The organism is Arthrobacter sp. 35W, from assembly GCF_000482545.1.
GTDB lineage: Bacteria > Actinomycetota > Actinomycetes > Actinomycetales > Micrococcaceae > Specibacter.
Genome location: NZ_KI519454.1, coordinates 206,493 through 220,745 on the forward strand (window position 1 = coordinate 206,493; position 14,253 = coordinate 220,745).

Genomic DNA, 14,253 nt, shown 5'->3' on the forward strand with positions numbered 1-14,253 from the left:
TGCACGGCGGGCCGTTACGGCCCACGCAACGTGGCTGGGTGGTTGGGGATGCTTGACACCGATGCCACGGCGAACATTCAGGAGGACGACATGGGGAATGCTGAGCTGAGTGTAGATTTTCCGGCGGACGATTCGCCGCTGGCGGAAGAGGCTTCGGCCCACTTCCGTTCGCGCGGAGTCCCCGCCGATTGGTATGTGGATCCGGCGGATCCACACGCCGCACAGTCGTACAACCGCAGCGCCCAGGAATCCCTGGAGGAGGCTGCCACAGCATTCCTCGCCGCCCATGAGGCCGCGGATCTGGCCTCCGAGGACGACGGCGACCTCGACCCGCCGCTGGAACTGCTGGCACCTGCGCCCCTTGCCGTACCGGTGTGGATCGGGCTGCGGCCCGGCAACGATGATTTTTCAGATGAAGGGGAGCTGGGCTGGCAGACCGATGCGCTGTGTGCGCAGACGGATCCTGAGGCCTTCTTCCCGGAAAAGGGCGGTTCCACCCGGGACGCCAAGAAGGTGTGCGGCGCGTGCAACGTCCGCGCCCAGTGCCTGGAGTACGCGCTCTCCAACGATGAGCGCTTCGGCATTTGGGGCGGTCTGTCCGAGCGTGAACGCCGCCGGTTACGGAAGCGAGCGGTCTAATTCTTGATGCAGTAAAAGTTGTTGCCGTGCTCATTGCGCACAATGGCAGCAGCTACCTTCCACGCGTCCTGTCGGCCCTTGACTCGCAGACGCGTCCGGTGGACGCCACAGTGGCCATCGACACCGGTTCCTCAGATGGTTCCCTCGACATGCTGGAGCGCTCGCTTGGCAAGGGCCGGGTGGACAGCCACGCCTCGCTGCGCGGCGGCTTTGGTGCCGCCGTGCGCGCCGCCGTGGCCCTGCAGCCGCCGGGCAGCGGCACGGCCGAATGGCTCTGGCTGCTGCACGACGACGCCGCTCCGGCGCCGGATGCGCTGGCCGAACTGCTGGCCGCCGTCGAACGGGCGCCGTCCGTGGTGGTGGCCGGGTGCAAGCAGCTGGACTGGGATGAACCGCGGCGCCTGGTGGATGTGGGCATCTCCGCAAGCCGCTGGGCCGAGCGGGCCACGCTGATCGATGTTGATGAGCAGGACCAGGGCCAGTACGACGTCCGCAGCGATGTTTTTGCCGTCAATTCCGCCGGCATGCTCATCCGCCGGGACATCTGGGATCAGCTGGACGGCTTCGACGCCGCCCTGCCCGGGCCCGGCGACGACCTCGACTTTTGCTGGCGGGTGCGCCTTGCCGGCCACCGCGTAGTGGTGGTGCCCGCGGCGCGCATGTTCCATGCCTCGCACCGACCCCACGCCCTGGGGACCAGCACCGCGGCGCACAAGGCCGCCGTGCACCTGCGCCTGAAGCACGCGCCGCTGTGGCAGGTGCCCTTCCTGGCGGTGGGCGCCTTCCTGGGGGGAATGCTGCGCTTCATTGCCTCTCTGCTGCTGAAGGACCCCGGCCACGGTTTCTCGATGATGGTGGCCAGCTGGGCCGCGCTGCTGCGCCCGGCGGCCGTGGCCCGCGGCCGGGCCCAGGCTGCCCGCACCCGGATCCACCCGCGCTCGGTGATCAAGGCCCTGCAGTCCTCCCGCCGCGACATCGCCTCGCACCGCCGCTCGGTGGCGGAGGCCTACGCCGCAGCGGATGCGGCGGCGCACCCCGTGGACGAATCCGGGCATGGCCACCCGCAGCATGAGCCCGCTGCACTCGAACCCTCTCTGCTGGAATCCTCTTTGCTCGAACCGAGCGGGGACGCTGCAGATGATTTTGCCGCCCTGGCCACACGGTCCCGCATCCCGGCAGCCGCCGGTGGCGCCGCCGTCGTCGCCGCCCTGCTGGCCGCGGCCCTGGCCTCGCTGACCCGGTTCACCACGGCCCCGGCCGTCGCGGGCGGCTCGCTGCTGCCGCTGTCGCACGATATGGGCGCGATCCTCTCCTCCGCCACCACGTGGTGGATTTCCCTGGGTGCCGGGCTGCCCGGCCGGGGCGATCCCTTCGCTCTGGTGCTGTGGCTGCTGGCCGGTGCGGGCGTGGGCAATGGCTCCAAGGCCGTGGCGTGGCTGCTGGTCCTGGCCCTGCCGCTGGCCGGGCTCGGTGCCTGGTTTGCCGCGGGCGCCCTGACGCGCCGCGGACTGCCCCGGGCCGTTGCGGCCCTGCTGTGGGGTGCGGCCCCGGTGCTGCTGGTCTCCCTGAACCAGGGCCGGCTGGGCGCGCTGCTGGCCCACGTGCTGCTGCCGTGGATCCTGCTGGGACTTCTCCGTGCCGCGGGCGCTGCGGTCTCCGCGCCCGGCACGGCGGCCAAGCCCGGAACCCGCGGCGTGCCGTCGTGGACGGCGGCTGCGGCCACCGGACTGGGCCTCGCTGCGGCCACCGCCGCGGCCCCCGCCCTGCTCCCCGTGGCAGTGGTGGGCATCATCGCTGCCACGCTGCTGCTGGGACGCCGTGGCAAGACCCTGTGGTGGGCGCTGCTTCCGTCGGCGGCCCTGATGGCGCCGCTGGCCTTCTCCGCGCTGGAGAACCCCCGCGCCCTGCTGGGCGATCCCGGCGTTCCGCTCGCCTTCGACCCGGCGCCGCTGTGGCAGCAGATTCTGGGCTACCCGCTGCGGCTTGATGCCGGAGCCGGCATCGCAGGGCTGGATCTCTTTGGACCCTCCGCCGTCTGGTGGTCGTGGGCTGCCCTGGTGCTGGTGGGCGGTCCGGTGCTGCTGCTGGCCGTCGTTGCCCTGGTGCTGCCCACGCGCAGCCCCGCACTGGTCCGGGCCCTGTGGCTGCTGGCCGTGCTGGGCCTGGTGGGCGGCTACTTCTCCTCCTTCATCGCCACCGCCGTGGCCGGGGACCAGCTGGTGGCACCGTTCACCGGCACCTTCGTCTCGGTGGTTTTCCTGGCCCTGGTGGCGGCCGCGGTGCTGGGCCTGGATGCTCTGCTGTCCCGCGCCGCCGCAGCCTCGGCCAATGCCCCGGGCAGCGCGCGGATTGGGCGGCGCCGGCCCAGCCGCGTCGCAGCTGCCGCCTTCACCGTGCTGATGCTGGCCTCACCGCTGGCAAGCCTGGCCATCTGGACCGCGCAGAACCACTCCGGGGGGGCTGCGGCGCAGGGGTCCTACGGGGCTCCGGCCCTCATCCGTCCCAGCCTGGCCGGCACGCTGCCGGCGACGGCGGCCGACCGCGGCACCGGACCGGAGGAGAGCCGCACGCTGGTGCTGAGCCTGAACGCCGATTCAAGTGTCAATGCGGCGCTGATGCGCGGTGCCGGCACCACCTTGGATTCCCTCTCGACGATTGCCTCGGCGGCCGGCATCCAGGGTGCGCCGGGGAAGGAATCCCTGAAGCCCGCCGATGCGGCCACCACGGTGGTCCGCGAGGCCGTGGCCGCCATCATGGCCGGCTCCGGCGTCGATCCGCGGCCCGGCCTGACCGAGCTGGGCGTCGGGTTCGTCGTGCTGCAGAGCGGCGACACGGCGGCGGAGCTTCTGGCCAGCCAGATCGAAGCCGTGCCCGGTCTGGCCACCGTTGGCCCGACCGACGCCGGGTGGCTCTGGCGGGTGACGCCGCTCTCCGGGGCCGGGTCCTCGGAGGCCATCGCCCGGATCCGCATCGTCGACGCCGGCGGGGCCACCACCGCCTTCCTGCCCTCCACCGGGCTCGGTGCCGGCACCGCCGTCGCCGCGGGGGCCGGCGGCCAGTCGGTGGTGCTGGCCGAACGCGCCGACACCCGCTGGAGCGCCTGGCTGGACGGCACCAAACTTGAGGCCAATGGCACAGGGTGGGCCCAGTCCTTTGCCCTGCCGGCCACCATCGGCGAAGGGGGCGGAACACTGCGGATCAGCTATGACCAGCCGTTCGGCTGGGCCTTTGACCTGGCGGCAGCCGTGGTGCTGGCGCTGACGGTCCTGCTGGCCATCCCCACCCGCACCCGCCGCCCCCGCCGCACCCACCAGGGCGCGGCACCCTCCGGCAAGGACCGCTCCGGCATCCGCACCACCCGTGGTGCAGGAACCCCGGAAACGGCCGCCGACACCCCGAGCATGCAGAAGGCAGGCGACCGTGGCTGAGCACCACCCCACCGGCACGGCGGTTGACGGACCGCCCGCTGCCAACCAACACACCCCAGAGGCTGCCACGAAGCGCAGCCCGCGCCGCGGCGGCGCCGACGGGCAGCGCCCCCGGCGCCGCACCGTGTGGCTGGCGGCAGCGGCTGGTGCCGGCACCGCCATCCTGGCCGGCGCCGTCGTCGCCGGTTCGGCTTTGGTGCCGGCACTGACCGCCGGCGGAGCGGCCTCGCTGGAACCGGTGGTGCTGCCCGTCGGTCAGAGCGTTGCCAGCTGTGCCGGCCCCACGCAGCTGCTCTCCGGGGCGGACGTTGGCTCCGATCCGCAGTTCAGTGCGGCCTCGGCAAACTCGGCGTCCAACGTGTCTGCGCTGCTCCTGGGCAGTGAATCGGGTGCCTTTGGAGCCGCGGTGCTGTCCTCGCTCGACGGGGCCGCCAACGCGGCGACGGTGTCGACGCAGTCGACCTCCTCCACCAACGGTGGGCAGGGCGCCAAGTCCGCTGGACCGGTGGCCGTGGACGCCCCGTCTGTGCTGCGCGCCGATCCTGTGGATGGCGTGCGCGCGCCGGCGGCGGCCATTGTGGCCAGCAAGAACGACGACGGCGACCTGCGCGGCCTGGCCGCGGCACCCTGCCAGACGCCGTCGAACGATCTGTGGATTGCCGGTGCCAGCACCACCGTGGGCCGCACCGCCGTGCTGAACATCGCCAATGCCTCCCAGACGGCCGCAACGGTGAATCTTGACCTGTTCGGCGCTGCCGGCCCCGTCCAGGCACCGGGGGCACGAGGCCTGCTGGTGCCCGCGGGAACCACCCGGGCCATTGTGCTTGCCGGTCTGGCCGCGGGGGAGGAGGGCCTCTCCGTCCACCTGAAGAGCACCGGTGGACCCGTCACGGCCGTCGTCCAGCAGTCGGTGCTGCGCGGCCTCACCCCGGGCGGCGTGGACTTCCTGTCGCCGGTGAACGTCCCGGCCCAGCGCCAGGTGGTTGCCGGCGTGCGGCTGCCCGACACCGGACTTGCCGCCAGGATCAGCGCCCAGAACGGCTACGCGGATGCCGCGCCGTCCCTGCAGGTGACGGTTCCGGGCACCAAGGATGCCGTGGTGCAGGTCAAGGTCCTCGGCAGCGGCGGGCAGCAGGCGCTGCCCAACGGCGGCGTGTTCACCGCCCGCGCCGGTGCCGTGACGGCCCTGGCGCTCTCCGGCCTGCCGGGCGGCGACTACGCCCTTGACATCTCTGCCGACACCGCCTTCACCGCCACGGCCAAGGTCTCGGTGGGTGCCAAGGAGGGCGAGCCGGTGGATCTGTCCTATGCTCCCGCCGCCGCACGGTTGGGCGATGGCCAGCTGGTGGTGCTGCCCCGCGGCATCGACTCCAAGCTGTCCTTTGCCGCCCCCACCGGGGCAGCGAAGATCACGCTGACCCCCGTGGCCACCGGCGGCGCGCTGCTGGCGGCCAAGACGGTGCAGGTCGACGGCGGCAGGAGCGTCACAGTGGATCCGTCCCAGCTCGTAGACGGCGCCGAGATTGCCGGCTTCGTGCTCTCGGCCACCGGCGACGCCGTCTACGGCGCCCAGCTTCTGGCCAGCGGCACCATGGCCTCGGTGGCCTCGGTTCCGCGCGCTGGTTCCTCGGCCCAGACCCTGAAGGTTGTGCTCGGCTACTAAGGGCCCCCCGTCCCGCCCAACTAGGTGACAGTTATCGCACGTTTCCGGGCCGGGAACGTGCGATAACTGTCACCTAGTTGGGGTGGCGGTGCCGAGGGCTGCTAGTGCCGGTACTTGCGGTACATCGGGTCCACCGATTCCGGCGGCATGCCCAGCAGCCCGGCCACCTGCTCGATGACCACCTCGTGGACCAGATCGCGCAGCTGTCCGTCGGTGTCCACCAGGGATTCGACGGGCCGGCGGAAGACAGTGATGCCGGCCGGTTCCACGGGGCCCGCGGGGCGGAATCTGCCCAGCGGGACGCGCTCGGAGGTGCCCATCAGGGCCTCGAGTTCATCGGGGATCTCCTCGACCAGGAATTCAACGTGGGCCAGCTCCTTCGGCCAGAGCTCCAGCATCCTGTCCGCGGAATCAACCACCAGGGCGTCGAACTTCTCGGCGCGGGTGTGGGAGCCGGGCAGGGCCGGGAGCAGGAGTTCCCCGCGCAGGCCGCGGTCGTGCCGGTTGCGCCGGCGGGCGCGGAAGCTGCGGTGCGGTGCGGTGGCGGCCGGCGCACCCGCCGGCCCCTCGGCGGGTGCCTGGGCCGCCGCGTCCGGCTGGGCAGCCGCCGGTGCTTCACGGCTGGAGGGTGTGTCCAGCGAGACCGTGAAGCCGGACTTCGTTGGATCTGTTTGCATGCATCCGACTCTATGCCTTTTTGGCATCCCCGGAGCGGTTGCCGCTCTGCGGGGCACAACTCAGGGTAATCTTGACCCTCGTGGGAAATATACGCCAGTGTTCTCGATCAGCGTGCAGCGCGTCGGCCGTTGCGACACTGACGTATGTCTATTCCGACTCGACGGCAGTGCTTGGCCCGTTGGCCACCTTCGCCGAGCCCCATTGTTACGATTTGTGCGCCGCCCACGCGGCCCGGCTGACGGTGCCGCTCGGCTGGGAAGTGCTGCGGCTGGCCATGCCGTCCACCCCGCCCAAGCCCGGACCGGACGATCTGCTGGCCCTGGCCGACGCCGTCCGGGAGGCCGCCAACAACGCCGGCGATGCCCCGCTGCTCCAGCGCGAAACCAAGGCCACCCTCGAGCCGCCCGCCGGCACGCCCGTCGTCCCTGCCACCGGCCCCACCCGGCGCAGCCACCTGCGCGTACTGCGCGACTGACGCGCCGCCGCCGCACCCCATTCTTCGATTCCAGCCACCCCTAGGGAGCCCCCATGCCGAACATCAGTGACGACCTTCTGGCGGTCCTGCGCTGCCCCGTGACGGGCTCGCCCCTCGTGCAGGACGGCGACAGCCTCGTCAGCACCGCCAACGGCCCCCAGGGGGAGCCGATGCGCTATCCGGTGGCCGACGGCATCCCGCTGCTGCTGCGCCCCGAGCTGCGCTCCAGCGCAGATGGCGGCACTCTGGTTTAGTCTGGACCAAACTGGACCCAGATGCAGCAAAGGATCGCGCGATGACCACAAACGCCCCGTTTGATTTCAAGATTGCCGATATCTCCCTGGCGGCCGCCGGCCGCCACCAGATCCGCCTGGCCGAGCACGAGATGCCCGGTTTGATGAGCCTGCGCGCCGAGTTCGGCCCCAGCCAGCCGCTGAAGGGCGCCCGGATTGCCGGCTCCCTGCACATGACGGTCCAGACGGCGGTGCTGATTGAAACCCTGACGGCGCTGGGCGCCGAGGTCCGCTGGGCCTCCTGCAACATCTTCTCCACCCAGGACGAGGCGGCCGCCGCCGTCGTCGTGGGCACCGGCACCGCCGAGGAGCCGGCCGGCGTTCCGGTGTTTGCCTGGAAGGGCGAGACGCTGGAGGAGTACTGGTGGACGGCCCAGCAGATCCTCACCTGGCCCGGTGCCGACGCCAACCCCGAGCTGGGGCCGAACATGATCCTCGACGACGGCGGCGATGCCACCATGCTGGTCCACAAGGGCGCCGAGTTCGAGGCCGCCGGCGCCGTCCCCGAGGCCGCCGCGGACGAGTCGGAGGAGGGCGGCATCTTCCTGGACATCCTGCGTGCCTCGCTGGCCCAGGACCCGGCGAAATGGACCCGCATCGGCGGGCAGATCCTCGGCGTCACCGAGGAGACCACCACGGGCGTGCACCGCCTGTACCAGCTGGCCGCGGCCGGCACCCTGCTCTTCCCGGCGATCAACGTCAACGACTCCGTCACCAAGAGCAAGTTCGACAACAAGTACGGCATCCGCCACTCCCTGCCGGACGGCATCAACCGCGCCACAGATGTGCTCATGGGCGGCAAGGTCGCCGTCGTCTGCGGCTACGGCGACGTCGGCAAGGGTGCCGCCGAGGCGCTGCGCGGCCAGGGTTCGCGCGTCATCGTCACCGAGATCGACCCCATCTGCGCCCTGCAGGCCGCCATGGACGGCTACCAGGTGGCCAAGCTGGAAACCGTGCTGGCCAGCGGCGACATCTTCATCACCACCACCGGCGGCAAGGGCATCATCATGGCCGAGCACATGCTGGCCATGAAGAACAAGGCCATCGTGGGCAACATCGGCCACTTCGACAACGAGATCGACATGGCCGGCCTGGCCGCCATCCCCGGCGTCGCCAAGGTGGAGATCAAGCCGCAGGTGCACGAGTGGGTGTTCGACGCCGGCTCCGATGCCGAACGGTCCATCATCGTGCTCTCCGAGGGCCGCCTGCTCAACCTGGGCAACGCCACCGGCCACCCGTCCTTCGTGATGAGCAATTCCTTTGCCAACCAGACCATCGCGCAGATCGAGGTCTTCACGAAGGCCGGCACCGATGAGTACCAGAAGCAGGTGTACGTTCTGCCGAAGATCCTGGACGAGAAGGTGGCCCGGCTGCACCTGGACGCGCTGGGCATTGAGCTGACGGAGCTGTCCAAGGAACAGGCCGAGTATCTGGACCTTGACGTCGCCGGCCCGTACAAGCCCGACCACTACCGGTACTAGGCCGTGGCTGTGCCCTCAGCTGTGCCCTCAGGCGTGCCTGCCGGGCCGCACTGGACGGCGCCGAGCCTGCTGGCCCGGCGCCTGCTGGCACCCAATCCCGGCCCGATGACGCTTCAGGGGACCAACAGCTATGTCCTCGCGGCCCCCGGATCCGCCTCGGTGGTGGTGGTCGACCCCGGACCCCTCGATGAGGCGCACCTGCAGGCCCTGGCCGCCAGCGGCGTCGTCGAGCTGGTGCTCACCACCCACCACCACCTCGACCACACCGCCGGCTCCCTGCGGCTCCACGAGCTGACGGGCGCCCCGGTGCGGGCGGCGGACCCTGCCCTGTGCCACGGCGGCGCGCCGCTGGATGCCGGGGAGTGGATCGCGGCGGCCGGCGTGCGGATCCAGGTGCTCGCCACGCCCGGACATACTGGGGATTCCCTGTGTTTCCGGCTCCCCGACGACCGCGTCGTCGACAGCTCAGACGACGACGACGGCACGCCCGGTGCGGCCGGCTCCGGGGACAACGGCGGCGGGCCGGGCGCCGGCTCGGTGCTCACCGGCGACACGGTGCTCGGCAGCGGAAGCACCATCATTGCCCACCCGGACGGCGTCCTGGGGGACTATCTGGCATCCCTGGAGCTGCTGGCGGCACTGGGGCCGGCCCTGGTGCTGCCGGGGCATGGACCGGTGCTGCCCAGCCTCGCCGAGGCCGCCACGGGCTATCTTGCCCACCGCCGGGAACGGCTCGCCGAGGTCGCTGCGGCGCTGGACGCTTTGGGGCCTGGTGCCACAGCTGCGGAGCTTGCCGACGTCGTCTATGCCGACGTCGCCCCTGGGCTGAGGGCCGCGGCCGAGCGCTCGATGGCTGCCCAATTGGCCTATCTGCGTCGCTGACGCCCGCCCGGCATGGCACCGGGCGTCGTCCGGCGGCGTCGTTTCGTGGCGTAAAATGGGGAAGCGGCCGCTGTGGCTGCGCGCAGGGGGCAACGCCGCCGTGCGCTTGCAATCTGTGGGGAGAGCAATGCAGGAGTCTGGGATGGACAAGGGTAAACGCAAGGGTTTGAAGATCTGGCTGATCTCCATCATCTGTGCATTGGTGGTGGCCGGCGGCGTGGGTGCCGCAACGGCCAGCAACTGGACGGGCTCGGGCTCGTCGGCACAGTCGCCCTCCGCGCTGGCACCGTCGCAGACGCCCACTGCCACGCCGACGCCGGCCAAGCCCGTCACGGTGGCCCTGCTGCCCGAAGACGGCGCCAGCCAGGTCAACCCCGCGGCTCCCGTGTCGGTGGTGGCCACCAATGCCACGATCTCCGACATCGTGTTGACGGACAGCACCACCGGTGCCGCCGTGGAGGGCTCGCTGGCCCTCGGCGATGCCAGCTGGAAGGCCACCGGAGCGCTTGTCTTCAACACCTCCTACACCCTGGCCTATTCGCTCACGGACTCGGCAGGGCAGACCACCCAGCGCACCTCCAAGTTCTCCACCGTGCCCGCCTCGCACGAGGCCGACGCCGCCATGTACCCCAGCGGCGCATTCCCCGTGGGCGTGGCCCAGCCGATCCAGTGGACCTTCAGTGAACCCGTGGTGAACAAGGAAGCCGTCGAAAAGGCCATCACCGTCACCTCCTCGGCCGGCCAGGTGGGTGCCTTCCACTGGTACTCCGACACGCTGCTGCGCTACCGCGCCGCCGATTTCTGGGCCGCCAACAGCACCCTGTCCGTGGACATGAAGCTCTTCGGGGTGGACTTCGGCAACGGCCAGATCGGCAACTTCAACAAGTCCGCCGTCATCCCGATCGGCAACAAGGTGGTCATGGTGGCCGACGCCGCCAACCACGTGGCCGATGTCTACATCAACGACGTCCTGGCCCAGCACTTCCTGGTCACCATGGGCGATGAGCGCTTCCCGTCCGCCTCCGGCTACCTGGTGGTCCTGAACGACAAGCAGCGCCATGCGCACTTCGTGGCCTCCACCATCGGCCTGCAGCCGGGCGATCCGGCCAACTACGGCGAACTGGACGTGGAATACGCCACGCGATTGACGCCCAGCGGCGAGTTCATCCACCAGGCGACGCCCAGCGCACTGCCGTACATCGGGCAGGTGAACCTCTCACACGGCTGCATCGGCATGGACGGCGCCGGCGCATCATGGGTCTTCAACAACATGGGCGTGGGGGACCTGGTCCAGGTCATCAACAGCCCCAATGAGACCATTGCCCCGACGGACGGCTTTGGCGACTGGAACATCCCGTTTGAGCAGTACGCCTCGCGCTAGCCGGTAGCGCTGGCTGTACACGGCAATGCAGAAGGCCCCGGACGGAACATCGTCCGGGGCCTTCTGCATTCCTGTGGAGTCCCGTCCTAGCTGGGCTCGTCGGTGAAGGGGAGCCGGTACAACCGCCGGCCCAGCGTCTGGGCGCGTTCCTGTGCGGCGGTGAGGCGGTGCAGGTCCCGGCGCCGGTGCTCGGCCGTGATGGCCGCCAGGAAGGCCGCCGGCGGGGTGCCCGCAGGCGGCGGCGGGGAGACATGCGCCGCGGCCTCGGTGGCCAGGGCGCGGGCAAGCTCGTCCCGGGAGGCCGCCGTCATCTGGGTGCCCTGGCGCAGCAGCTGGGAAATGCGCCGGGCCAGCCCGTCAGGCATCCGCCCCATGTCGGCCAGCGCGGCCCAGCCGGCCAGCTCCACAGGAGTGGACACCAGCAGGGGCGGCGGCGCCTTCACCCGTTCGCGCACCGCATAGGTGCCGGCGAGCATGTCGCCCAGCCGCTTGGACTTGTCATTGAACATGGACACGAGGAAGGCCACGGAGCCAAACATCATGTAGATCTCGAAGATGCCCAGCAGTCCGCGGATCAGCGCATGCCGGAAACGGATGGATCCGCCGTCGTCGCGCACAATCCGCAGCCCCATGGCCAGCTTGCCCAGCGAGCGCCCGCGGCTGAGCGTCTCGACGGTGACGGGCAGGCCCACCAGCAGCAGGACCACAGTGGTCAGGCTCAGGACGGCCCCGGCGGCGGCGTCCAGCAGGCCGGGAACGGCGCCGATGCCCAGCAGCAGGCCGATGCCCAGCAGCACAGTGGCCACGACGTCGATCAGCGACCCCACGGCCCGGGCGGCAAAGGAGGCCGGGCGCAGGACAAGTGTCACGGCTTCGCCGGTGATGATGGCGCTCATGCTTGCCAGTGTAGCCAGTGCCCTGCGGCTGCCCGCCGGCGCGGCACCGGCGGGTTAGGCTTGCCCCGTGGATCTGGATGCCTTCTCCGACGTACACAGCCCGCAGTGGCAGCGCCTTGACACCCTGGCCGGCAAACGCCGGCTGACGGGCACCGAGGCCGATGAACTCCTGCGGCTGTACCAAAGCACGTCCGGGCACCTGTCCCTGGTGCTCTCCGTGGCCCAGGAGGGGGAGCTGTCGGCGGCCCTGTCCGGCACGCTGGCCCGCGCACGCACCCGCTTCACCGGTGCGCCGTCGAACGTCTTCGCCGACATTGCACGGTTCTTCGTCCTCTCGCTTCCCGCGGCCTTCTACCGGCTGCGCTGGCTGACCCTCGCCGTCGGTGCCGCCTTCGTCGTCGTCGCCCTCCTGTACGGCGTCTGGGCGGCCGGCAGCCCGGCCGTGCTCGCCGCCCTGGGCGGGGACGCGCGGCTGAAGCAGCTGGTGGAGCACGACTTTGTGGACTATTACTCCAACAATCCGGCGGCATCCTTCGCCGGGCAGGTGTGGACCAACAATGCCTGGATCGCCGCCCAGTGCGTGGCCCTGGGGATCACCGGGGTCTTTGTCCCCTACATCATCTTCAGCAATGCCCAGGGCGTCGGCATCACGGGCGGGGTGATGGCGGCCTACGGCAAGGGGGACGTCTTCTTCAGCTACATACTGCCGCATGGATTGATGGAGCTGACGGCGGTGTTCATTGCCGGGGCCGCCGGGCTGCGGATCTTCTATTCCTGGGTGCGGCCGGGCCCGCGCACGCGGCTGGATGCACTGGCGCGGGAGGGCCGCTCGCTGGTGACGGTGGCCGTGGGGCTCGTCTTCGTGCTGCTGGTCTCGGGGCTGGTGGAGGGCTTTGTGACGCCCAGTGCGCTGCCGGTGTGGGCCAAGATTTCCATCGGTGCGCTGGTGTTGGCCGGCTACTGGACGTACACCCTGGTGCTGGGCGGACGGGCCTGCCGCGCCGGTGAGCGCGGGGATCTGGACGACGACGACGCGGGAGCCGTCGCGCTGGCAAGCTAGGCCGGCCGCGGTGTCAACTTGGTTACGGTCCGGGGTGGCACCACGCGGGTGTCGGCGGCCACAGGTAGCCTGTCGTGTGTGAGTGAGAACCAGACGCCGGGCGCCGCTCCAGGCGCCAAGAAGACCGCCCCGCGACGTGCGGACCTGCCCTCCACCGATGCTGCTGCGGCCTCGGCCGCCGTAGCCAACTACGACGACGCCGAGCCTGCCTTTGAATGGATGGCGGAGGATGCCGGCTCCGCCTCCGGTGCTTCGGCGTTGGAGGAGGAAATCCACATCAAGACCGATATGGATGGGGACGGCCCACGGGAGCCCATGCGCCCGGCCCGCAGCCTCCACCCGCGGCTGGCCTCGGACCCCGCCACCACCACCGCCGGCTCCGACTCAGACTCCGGCTCCGACGCCGGCGGTGATGGCACCGGCCGGGAGCCCTCTGCTGTGTTCAACGAACCGCTGCCCACCTCGCTGCTGCAGATCCGCCCGCCGCAGGAGGAGATTGATGCCCGCAGCGCCGAGCGTGATTCGGCCGCCGCGGCCAGGCCCGTGCTGCCGCGCGTTGTGCAGGTGCTGCTGGCCGTGCTCTACCCGGTGGTGCTGCTGGTGGCCGCCATCCGCCTGGTCACCACGCCGCTGTTCCTATGGGCGGAATACCACCGCCCCGGATTCCCGGCCGACAGCTTTGGCTTCACCACCGATGACAGGATGACCTACGGCTCCTATGCCATGGACTATCTGGTGAACCTGGCCGGGCCGCGGTTCCTGGGCGATCTGGTCAACCCCGGTGGCAAACCGCTCTTCGCCGCGGGCGAGGTCAGCCACATGGCGGATGTAAAGTCGGTGATCAGCATGGCCTTCATCGTCGGCGCAGTGCTGGCCGTGGGCATGGTCATCGCCATTGTCTATCTGCTGCGCCGCAGCTCCGGGGGAGTGCGCAGGGGCCTTTTCGCCGGCTCCCTGGCCACCCTTGTCCTGGTGATCGCCCTGGGCGTGCTGGCCTTCCTGGGCTGGGACACCTTCTTCACCGAGTTCCACCAGATCTTCTTCAAGCAGGGGACCTGGACGTTCTACCTGGACGACACCCTGATCCGCCTGTTCCCCGGCCAGTTCTGGATGGATGCCGGCATGGTCATCGGCGCCGTGGTGCTGGTGGTCTCCTCGCTGACGCTGGCGATGACGTGGCCCACCAGGAACCGCCGCGACGCCTCCTCCCGGTCCTCGCGCGCCGGGCGCCGCGCCGCAGCCACCGCCGCGTAGCCCGCACACAAAACCGTCCCGCCGTCGTTCCCTGGCACTGGCGACGCAGTTCCCCGTTCATGACGCAGTACCGGTTGCGTCCTGAAAGGGAAACTGCGTCCCGGGTGCAGCTTTGGAACGACG

General features: G+C 70.5%; 12 protein-coding genes. 10 read left to right on the top strand and 2 right to left on the bottom strand.

The annotated features are described in order from the left end of the window. The first annotated feature begins 90 nt into the window (after positions 1-90). From K254_RS21070 to K254_RS21080, 3 genes are read left to right on the top strand one after another with little or no spacing between them, the layout of a single operon-like run. On the top strand, positions 91-639 hold the full coding sequence (locus K254_RS21070) for a WhiB family transcriptional regulator (protein ID WP_081710038.1): 549 nt from the start codon (positions 91-93) through the stop codon (positions 637-639). A gap of 26 nt (positions 640-665) precedes the next feature. After that, positions 666-4,067, top strand: a complete 3,402-nt coding sequence (locus K254_RS21075; protein ID WP_155848407.1) for a glycosyltransferase family 2 protein — start codon at positions 666-668, stop codon at positions 4,065-4,067. Beyond that, complete coding sequence (locus K254_RS21080) at positions 4,060-5,730, top strand: DUF5719 family protein (protein ID WP_155848408.1); 1,671 nt, start codon at positions 4,060-4,062, stop codon at positions 5,728-5,730. The genes K254_RS21075 and K254_RS21080 overlap by 8 nt, the downstream gene beginning before the upstream one ends. 101 nt (positions 5,731-5,831) lie before the next feature. On the opposite strand, the gene K254_RS0101000 is transcribed toward K254_RS21080, so the two are convergent. Continuing rightward, positions 5,832-6,407, bottom strand: coding sequence for a metallopeptidase family protein (locus tag K254_RS0101000; protein ID WP_026553818.1), 576 nt, complete (start codon positions 6,405-6,407; stop codon positions 5,832-5,834). Positions 6,408-6,487: 80 nt separating this feature from the next. Between K254_RS0101000 and K254_RS0101005 the strand changes: the two genes are divergently transcribed. The 5 genes from K254_RS0101005 to K254_RS0101025 all read left to right on the top strand — a co-directional run bounded on the left by K254_RS0101005 (position 6,488) and on the right by K254_RS0101025 (position 10,920). After that, positions 6,488-6,883: a DUF3499 domain-containing protein gene (locus tag K254_RS0101005; RefSeq protein WP_026553819.1), complete on the top strand. Its 396-nt coding sequence runs from the start codon at positions 6,488-6,490 to the stop codon at positions 6,881-6,883. Positions 6,884-6,936: 53 nt separating this feature from the next. Continuing rightward, positions 6,937-7,137 (top strand): Trm112 family protein, encoded by a 201-nt coding sequence (locus K254_RS0101010; RefSeq protein WP_026553820.1) that lies wholly within the window; start codon positions 6,937-6,939, stop codon positions 7,135-7,137. A gap of 41 nt (positions 7,138-7,178) precedes the next feature. Further along, positions 7,179-8,657 (top strand): adenosylhomocysteinase, encoded by a 1,479-nt coding sequence (ahcY, locus tag K254_RS0101015; RefSeq protein ID WP_026553821.1) that lies wholly within the window; start codon positions 7,179-7,181, stop codon positions 8,655-8,657. 9 nt (positions 8,658-8,666) lie between these two features. Beyond that, entirely contained in the window at positions 8,667-9,539 is an 873-nt protein-coding gene (locus K254_RS0101020; RefSeq protein ID WP_442853036.1) for an MBL fold metallo-hydrolase, read from the top strand. A gap of 142 nt (positions 9,540-9,681) precedes the next feature. Further along, positions 9,682-10,920 (top strand): Ig-like domain-containing protein, encoded by a 1,239-nt coding sequence (locus tag K254_RS0101025; RefSeq protein WP_026553823.1) that lies wholly within the window; start codon positions 9,682-9,684, stop codon positions 10,918-10,920. A gap of 86 nt (positions 10,921-11,006) precedes the next feature. Here the strand turns inward: K254_RS0101025 and K254_RS0101030 are convergent, their stop codons facing one another. Then, on the bottom strand, positions 11,007-11,816 hold the full coding sequence (locus K254_RS0101030) for an RDD family protein (protein ID WP_026553824.1): 810 nt from the start codon (positions 11,814-11,816) through the stop codon (positions 11,007-11,009). A 67-nt stretch (positions 11,817-11,883) separates the two neighbouring features. Here K254_RS0101030 and K254_RS0101035 point away from each other — a divergent pair, with 67 nt between their 5' ends. Then, positions 11,884-12,876, top strand: a complete 993-nt coding sequence (locus K254_RS0101035) for a stage II sporulation protein M (protein WP_026553825.1) — start codon at positions 11,884-11,886, stop codon at positions 12,874-12,876. A 78-nt stretch (positions 12,877-12,954) separates the two neighbouring features. After that, positions 12,955-14,130, top strand: coding sequence for a TIGR01906 family membrane protein (locus K254_RS21085; RefSeq protein WP_051388629.1), 1,176 nt, complete (start codon positions 12,955-12,957; stop codon positions 14,128-14,130). Positions 14,131-14,253 lie beyond the last annotated feature (123 nt).

What these genes read in the sequence shown, in the direction of transcription:
- K254_RS21070 (WP_081710038.1), top strand. Translation starts at nt 91, where the DNA reads ATGGGGAATGCTGAGCTGAGTGTAGATTTTCCGGCGGACGATTCGCCG.
- K254_RS0101000 (WP_026553818.1), bottom strand. Translation starts at nt 6,407, where the DNA reads ATGCAAACAGATCCAACGAAGTCCGGCTTCACGGTCTCGCTGGACACA.
- K254_RS0101010 (WP_026553820.1), top strand. Translation starts at nt 6,937, where the DNA reads ATGCCGAACATCAGTGACGACCTTCTGGCGGTCCTGCGCTGCCCCGTG.
- ahcY (WP_026553821.1), top strand. Translation starts at nt 7,179, where the DNA reads ATGACCACAAACGCCCCGTTTGATTTCAAGATTGCCGATATCTCCCTG.
- K254_RS0101025 (WP_026553823.1), top strand. Translation starts at nt 9,682, where the DNA reads ATGGACAAGGGTAAACGCAAGGGTTTGAAGATCTGGCTGATCTCCATC.
- K254_RS0101030 (WP_026553824.1), bottom strand. Translation starts at nt 11,816, where the DNA reads ATGAGCGCCATCATCACCGGCGAAGCCGTGACACTTGTCCTGCGCCCG.